Consider the following 7,502-nt stretch of genomic DNA (forward strand, 5'->3'; position numbering starts at 1 on the left):
GGCTTGATTTAGTGCGGCCTTTTTCACCTACTCAAAATTCTTGAATTTTACTCTTGACAAAACTTAGCAGGTCTTTTCTATACAGGTATCACGCATTCCGCAGGGACAATATTGAAAGAGCAAAACGCCAATATTGTTTCCGAGGAGCGGAAATACAACAGTCTAGTCAAGATGACGGAGCAGGCCTATGAAATGAAGCACGCCCTGATAGCAGGGGATTTGAATCGTTTTGGGGAGCTCTTAAACGAGGGCTGGAACCTGAAACGGGAGTTGGCCAGTAAAATTACGAATCCTGAAATTGACAGATATTATGATATTGCAATGGAAAACGGAGCAATGGGTGGAAAGCTATTGGGAGCAGGAGGCGGAGGCTTTCTCCTGTTTTACTGTGAAAAAAACAAGCAAAAACGGCTCCGCGCCGCGCTCAGCGACATGGCTGAACTGCGCTTTTCAATGGAAAATGAAGGAACCAAAGTAATATACGTTGGAGAAAAGGATTGGGATTGATTTGAAAAAGGTTGTTATTTTAGGAGCAGGTCTTTCCGGTATCAGTACTGCCTATTTCCTGCAGGATTTTGACTGGGTCGAGTCTGTTACCCTCTTGGAAAAAGAATCTCGCCCGGGTGGACTGTGCCGGACGATTGAAAAGGACGGGTATCTCTATGATATTGGCCCACACATCCTGTTTAGCAAGGATAAAGAGATGTTGGAACTGATGCTCAGCGTTTTGGAGGAAAAGAATGATCTGAAACGCAGCAACAAAATTCTGTATAAGCAGAGACAGGTTCAGTATCCTTTTGAAAATGACTTGTCAAAACTGCCCGAAGAGGATTTGAAGTATTGCATCAATGCGTTCAATCATAATCCATATGAGGATTACGAAGCTACAAATATGATCCAGTTCTTCCTGAAAACCTTCGGAGAGGGAATTACCAACTGCTATCTGCGTCCTTATAATGAAAAGATTTGGAAATATGACCCCGCCTTTATGAACACATCTATGGTGGACCGAATTCCCAAACCCACACAGGAAGAGATTCGGCGCAGCGCGGCTGGTGAGACGGTGGATGGCTATCTGCACCAGCTCTATTTCAGTTATCCGACCACTGGGGGAATTGAATCCGTACCGAATGGTTTCCTAAGAAAGCTGAGGCCGCAGAAGTGCCATGTCTATACTGAAAAAGCAGTGACCGGCGTCAGGAAAAATGACGACGGATATTCCATTCAGGTTGAGGATGGCAGCACTTATGAAGCTGATCTGGTGATTTCTACTATGCCGGTGCAGGCATTAACGGAAGCTTTTTCAGGTGTGCCTGATGATATTCACAAGTGTGTAGATGGGCTTCGCTATAACTCTATCGCGATTTCTTTTGTTCGGACGCCATATGATCTTTGCGGAGAGAACTATGCGTTTATGATACCGGACAGGAATGTGATTTTTCATCGTATTTCCAAGATGGATTTTTTGGGCAGTGCGTACCATCATGGAAATGAGGCTACTTATATGGTTGAGGTTACATATCGCAAAAACGATAAAGTAGACGCTATGAGCGACGAGGAATTCCGCAGCAAAATTTGCCGTGGAATGGTAGATATTGGATTTGCCCACAATGAAGAAGACGTGTCCATCCTTGATATTACAAAATATGAGTATGCCTATGTGATCTATGACCTGAACCATAGTGCCAATATGGAAAAAATCCGAAACTATTACAGAACGCAGGGCGTTGTTCTGAACGGTCGGTTCGGTAACTTCGAATACTGGAATATGGACCGTATTTTAAGAGAGAGTTTTGAACTGAGCAAAAGATTGAATGAATTTGCGTAATTTGGGAGGTAAGCTATGAAAGTACTTGTAGCAGGCGGCGCTGGTTTCATTGGCAGTCATCTGATCGACGCATTACTGGCAGAGGGCAATGATGTTGTCTGTGTGGACAATTTCTTTATTGGCACCAGGGAAAATATTGCCCATCTGAAAGATAACGAGCATTTCAAGTTCTACGAGCAGGACCTGACGGATCTGGATAAGGTTCTGGAGATTTTCAAAAAGGAACAGGTGGAGTATGTATTCCATCTGGCGGCCAACTCTGATATCCAGGCCAGTGCCCAGAGCCCGATGATCGAATACAAGAATACCTACTCCACTACTTTCATTCTTCTGGAGTGCATGCGGCAGTGCGGCGTGAAGAAGTTGTTCTTTTCCTCTACTTCTGCTGTGTACGGTGAACAGATGGGCGCGGAAGTGAGCGAAGAAGCAGTTGCGCTGAGTCCGATTTCCTACTACGGCGGTGCAAAGCTGGGCTCTGAGGGTATCATTTCCTCTTTTGCCTATATGAACGATATGAGCGTACTGGTGTTCCGTTTCCCCAACGTTATTGGGCCCCGGCTGACCCACGGCGTGATTTTTGACTTCGTTAAGCGGCTGAAAGCAGACCCGTCTCATCTGAAAATTTTGGGTGACGGCCAGCAAAGCAAACCGTACATCTATGTGCTGGATCTGGTGGACGCCATCATGCGCTTCAAGGATGTGCCTAAGGGCGTGACACTGTATAACGTGGGCGTAGAGACCCAGACCTCTGTGACCCGCATTGCGGAGATCGTTTGCGAAAAGATGGGCCTTACTGGTATTCCCTTTGAGTACACCGGCGGTCGGGGCGGCTGGAAGGGCGATGTTCCCGTATTTGCCTACAATCTGGAGAAGATCCATTCCGCCGGCTGGACTGCCCACATGACCAGCGATGAAGCAGTCGCAAAGACTGTGGAAATGGTGCTGTGATGCAGGCGGTCATTATGGCAGGCGGGAAAGGAACCCGCCTGCGTGCAATCACCGATGATGAGATCCCAAAGCCCATGGCTCCGGTGGCCGGAAAACCGATTCTGGAGTGGCAGGTAGATTGCCTGCGGCGGCAGGGTATTACCGATGTCATTATGGTCATCGGGCATCTGGGCCATAAGATTCGGGAACATTTTGGGAATGGCGCAGACTTTGGCGTGTCCATCCAGTACATTGAGGAAACGGCCCCGCTGGGAACAGCGGGGGCACTTTCCATGCTGCCGCCGCTTTTGACAGGGGACAATTTCTTCCTGGTGTTCGGAGATGTGCTGTTTGACATTGATTTGGCCCGCATGGAGCAGTTTCACCGAAAAAAGTCTGCTATTGCGACGCTGTTCGTCCATCCCAATGTTCATCCATTCGATTCCGATTTGGTGGTCTGCGATGAGAGTGGCCGAGTAGAAAAGTTTGACTCCAAGCACAACGTACGGGACTACTGGTATCACAACTGCGTCAACGCGGGTTTCTACATATTGGACCGTTCGGTTTGCGAGAGAGTCCCTGAGAACACCAAGGTCGATTTGGAAAAGGAACTACTGAGCAGCTTGATTGACGAGGGACAAGCGGTCTATGGTTATCACTCTCCGGAGTACATCAAAGATGTCGGCACCGTGGAGCGCATCCAAAAGGCTGAAAATGAACTGGCCAGCGGATTTATCGGCAGACGCTGCCTGAGTCAGAAGCAGAGGGCTATCTTTCTGGACCGGGATGGTACTCTCAACCGGAAGAACGGACTTGTCTATCAAGAGGAGCAGTTTGAACTGGAGCTCTGTGCGGTAGAAGCCATCCGTAAAATCAACGTTTCTGGCTATCTGGCAATCGTTGTGACCAACCAGCCTGTGGTTGCTCGCGGCCTGTGTGAAATAGAGGATGTGGAGCTTATCCATAGGAAGATGGAAACTCTTCTGGGCCGGGAAGGTGTTTATCTGGACGATATCCGCTTCTGTCCACACCATCCTGATAAGGGCTATCCGGAGGAGAATCCGGTCTATAAGATTCCGTGCCATTGCCGGAAGCCTGACATTGGAATGCTAGAGGACTGTGCCGCGGCGTATAACATTGATTTGAGTCGGTCGTGGATGGTAGGTGATACCACGGTGGATGTCCAGACCGGGAAAAATGCGGGGACAAAAACTGCATTGGTGCTGACTGGAGATGCCGGGACAGACAAGAAATATGATGTGATTCCAGAGTTGGTCTGCAAGGATCTACTGGATGCAGTTGATCAAATTTTGAAATAAGCGGGGGGCCTTATGAACTATACGAATGATATTAAAAACTATATTGAGTTGGAACGGGAAATCCTCTCCCATCTGGATGTGGAGCAGATCAATGCGGCGCTGAATTTGCTGGACGAAACACGACTGAAAAAGGGACGTATTTACATTTGCGGTAACGGAGGCAGTGCAGCAACAGCTTCTCACTTTCAAAATGATTTCAACAAAGGCGTTTCTGAGTATATAGAGGTTCCTTTTCGTTTCTGCTGCCTCAATGACAATGTGGCAACTGTGATGGCAATTGCCAACGACATCGGCTATGAAGAAGTATTCCGTTTTCAGCTGCGTGGTAATCTGGAACCCAATGATATTCTGGTTGCCATTTCTGGGAGCGGCAATTCTCAAAATGTGCTCAATGCAGCAAAGTATGTCAAGGCGCAAGGAAATAAAATTATCGGACTTATTGGATATTCTGGCGGTAAATTAAAGGAATTATCTGATATTACTCTCCATGTGCCAGTACAGAGTATGCAGATCACCGAAGACATCCACATGGTGTTTGACCACTTAATGATGAGCGTGTTTTACAAGTATTTGTGTGGGAAAGAGCATTTTAAAGAATAAGTGACTTCCTCTTGATCGCTTTTAAGCGTTTTTAGAGTGTTCGACCATTAGCTATGGCGATTTATGTGGTCAAAACACTTCCCAGATAACTACAAAATCAAGTTAAAAATTGAATCTGAGGACTGACTGATAAAAGAGGCTCAGCGATTGAAAATACCACCAGATACGTCAAAGTTAAGAAACCCCGATCCATTGCACTGCAATGGATCGGGGTTTCTTACAATCACTCCCACTCGCAAAATGAAACTTAATTCTAAACGCTTTTGTTTGGGAGATTTGATATCATTTGATTTTTCCTGATACCTATTATCCTTATCCTATGGGCTTGCCGAACTTTTGCTATCATTTGGCTATCAAGGAAATGGCTATCAACGGTAAAATTAGATTGGTTTCTCTGGTGGTTTACAACTACATTTTACCACGAAAGACAGGGAAATGCAATAACCTTCCTCGCTGTGGTGTATCAAGTGATCTTACTGAACATATAGCGCACCTTGTCCAGGCGGCTGTTTGGACGGCGGGGCTGGATGACCGGCTGACCGACAGCGGCCTGATATCCTTTCAGCTCTGTAAGGCATACGCTCCGCCCGTTGGTGTAAAAGGCCAGATCAGTACGGTATGCCTGTATACAGCGGGCGGGAATCTCGCCAGTAAAGACAACTTCATCCTTTTTTACCTGGGCCGTTTCGATGGTGGCACAGTATTTCGGTGCATCATGATAAGCCCTGGAAAGGTATTCCTGGGGCGCATAGAGGATGAAGGAGAGATAAGGTTCCAGCAGCTGCGTCCCCGATTCCTTCAATGCCTGTTCCAATACAATCGGGGCCAATGAGCGGAAGTCCGCCGGCGTGCTGACCGGACTGTAATAAAGCCCGTATTCAAAGCAAATCTTACAGTCCGTTACGTTCCAGCCGAACAAGCCCTGCTCCAGCCCGTAACGGATACCATCCCTGACAGCGTTTTGAAAACTCTGGTTCAAGTATCCCAGCGAAACCCGGCTCTCGTATTGTACACCGGAGCCAAGCGGGAGTGGTGTAACAGACAGTCCGATGGATGCCCAAAACGGGTTGGGCGGCACCTCGATATGGATGGTGTGGCTGGCTGCTTTGAGCGGCCGCTCCATATAAATGACGGTGGGTTCCTTTACCACTGTTTCAAGCTTGTATTTTTCCGACAGCAAAGCGGAAACAACCTCCAACTGCACCCGGCCCAAAAAAGAAAGAATGATCTCATGGGTGATGGAATCCACCTCGCAGCGCAAAAGCGGGTCAGTATCCGCAAGTTGCGTAAGAGCGTCCAGCAGCCGTTCTCTTTGCGCTGCCGTTTTCGGCGCAATCGTCGTCCGCAGCATGGGGAGGGGGTCCTCACGCCACCTTTTACGAGGGAGCCGGGTTGGGTCCCCTAATACATCGTTTAACCTCACGCTGTCGCTGGGAAGGATAACAATTTCACCCGGATAAGCGGTGTCTGTCCGAACAATTTCCCCTTTGGATGGAATACGCATCTCTGTGATTTTCAGCTTTTCTCTCCCGGCCAGGGCCACCGTATCCCGCAGGCGCAGCGTTCCGCTGTATAGCCGTAGATAGACACGCCGCTGGCCGCAATCTGTATACTCCACCTTGAAAACGCTGCCGCATAGGGCGGCGCTCCCCTGTTCCCCAATCGGTTGGAACAGCCCTGTCACCGCATCCATCAACGGTTGAATGCCAAGGCCCTTTTTGGCGCTGCCATAATAGACCGGGAACAGGGAGGCGTCTTGAACCCGCCGCTGTTCCTCCCGCACAAGTTTTTCCCGGCTGATTGGTTCTCCTGCGATATACTTTTCCAATAATTTATCGTTATTTTCGATGACCGCATCCCATGCTTCTATGTCGGTATTTTCCTCCAGGACTATTTCCGGGGACAGCGACACCGTCTGCTTGATGATAATATCGGCGGAGAGCTTATCCCGAACAGACTGAACCACGCTCTGCAAATCAACGCCAGCCTGGTCGATCTTGTTGATAAAGATAACGGTGGGAATGTTCATTTTCCGCAGGGCATGGAACAGAATACGGGTCTGGGCCTGCACGCCATCTTTAGCGGAGATCACCAAGATGGCCCCATCTAAAACAGCCAAAGAGCGGTACACCTCCGCCAAAAAATCCATGTGGCCGGGCGTATCCACAATGTTAACTTTACATCTGTGCCACTGGAAGGAAGTGACTGCCGCTTGAATGGTAATCCCACGCTGCCGCTCCAAAAACATGGTGTCCGTCCTCGTTGTCCCTTTTTCGACGCTCCCCGGTTCTGAAATGGCTCCGCTGGCATATAGCAGGCTCTCCGTCAAGGTCGTCTTTCCAGCGTCTACATGGGCAAGAATTCCAATATTGATTATTTTCATGTGATTGTCCTCCCTTTACTGCCCCGAAGGGCATAAAAATCCCCAGCAGTAAAATACTTTTACCACTGGGGATGATAATTTGCGGACATACACATATACAGCATACACCTGTTTGTGAGTGCTGTTTTTGGGGATATGTCAAAATTGATAAGGCAAAAGTATTCTTAAATTGGGTACAAAAAACTAAGCCCCTGCAAGGGGCAATTATTTTTGTGCCCATTATCAAATTTTATTTAAGAATACCTTGCCGCATGTTGAATAGACTCCTCAAATCAGGATGACAGCAGTATAGCATAGTACACTCTAAAATGCAAGAAGTTTTTACCCGCTGTCCCAAATAAATCAGGAGGGCATTCACTGGAACACCCTCCCTAAATATTTTTGTACAGTAGTGCCAAATATCACTCAATCCGAGCGGTTTCGGCAACTATTCGATTAGGTTTCT

6 protein-coding genes are annotated in these 7,502 nt (G+C 47.9%); 5 read left to right on the forward strand and 1 reads right to left on the reverse strand.

The features are described from left to right. Positions 1-111: 111 nt before the first annotated feature. Genes JQM68_RS13195 through JQM68_RS13215 form a run of 5 tightly spaced genes read left to right on the forward strand, consistent with a single transcriptional unit; the run spans position 112 to position 4,674 of the window. Positions 112-507 carry a hypothetical protein gene (locus JQM68_RS13195; RefSeq protein ID WP_235223487.1) on the forward strand — a complete coding sequence of 132 codons (396 nt, stop codon included), beginning with the start codon at positions 112-114 and terminating at the stop codon, positions 505-507. A gap of 1 nt (position 508) precedes the next feature. Then, positions 509-1,828 carry a protoporphyrinogen/coproporphyrinogen oxidase gene (locus JQM68_RS13200; protein WP_235223488.1) on the forward strand — a complete coding sequence of 440 codons (1,320 nt, stop codon included), beginning with the start codon at positions 509-511 and terminating at the stop codon, positions 1,826-1,828. A gap of 15 nt (positions 1,829-1,843) precedes the next feature. Then, complete coding sequence (locus JQM68_RS13205) at positions 1,844-2,776, forward strand: NAD-dependent epimerase/dehydratase family protein (protein ID WP_235223489.1); 933 nt, start codon at positions 1,844-1,846, stop codon at positions 2,774-2,776. Positions 2,777-2,790: 14 nt separating this feature from the next. Further along, on the forward strand, positions 2,791-4,074 hold the full coding sequence (locus JQM68_RS13210; protein WP_235223490.1) for an HAD-IIIA family hydrolase: 1,284 nt from the start codon (positions 2,791-2,793) through the stop codon (positions 4,072-4,074). Positions 4,075-4,086: 12 nt separating this feature from the next. Continuing rightward, complete coding sequence (locus JQM68_RS13215; RefSeq protein WP_235223491.1) at positions 4,087-4,674, forward strand: D-sedoheptulose-7-phosphate isomerase; 588 nt, start codon at positions 4,087-4,089, stop codon at positions 4,672-4,674. 463 nt (positions 4,675-5,137) lie between these two features. Here JQM68_RS13215 and tet(W) read toward each other — a convergent pair whose 3' ends face one another. After that, positions 5,138-7,057, reverse strand: a complete 1,920-nt coding sequence (gene tet(W) / locus JQM68_RS13220; protein WP_235223492.1) for a tetracycline resistance ribosomal protection protein Tet(W) — start codon at positions 7,055-7,057, stop codon at positions 5,138-5,140. Between the last annotated feature and the right edge of the window lie 445 nt (positions 7,058-7,502).

The organism is Oscillibacter valericigenes, assembly GCF_021531435.1.
Taxonomy (GTDB): Bacteria; Bacillota; Clostridia; order Oscillospirales; family Oscillospiraceae; genus Oscillibacter; species Oscillibacter valericigenes_B.

Bases quoted from the DNA above. Each gene is read 5' to 3' on its own strand.
- JQM68_RS13205 (WP_235223489.1), top strand. From the start codon at position 1,844: ATGAAAGTACTTGTAGCAGGCGGCGCTGGTTTCATTGGCAGTCATCTG.
- JQM68_RS13210 (WP_235223490.1), top strand. From the start codon at position 2,791: ATGGCAGGCGGGAAAGGAACCCGCCTGCGTGCAATCACCGATGATGAG.
- JQM68_RS13215 (WP_235223491.1), top strand. From the start codon at position 4,087: ATGAACTATACGAATGATATTAAAAACTATATTGAGTTGGAACGGGAA.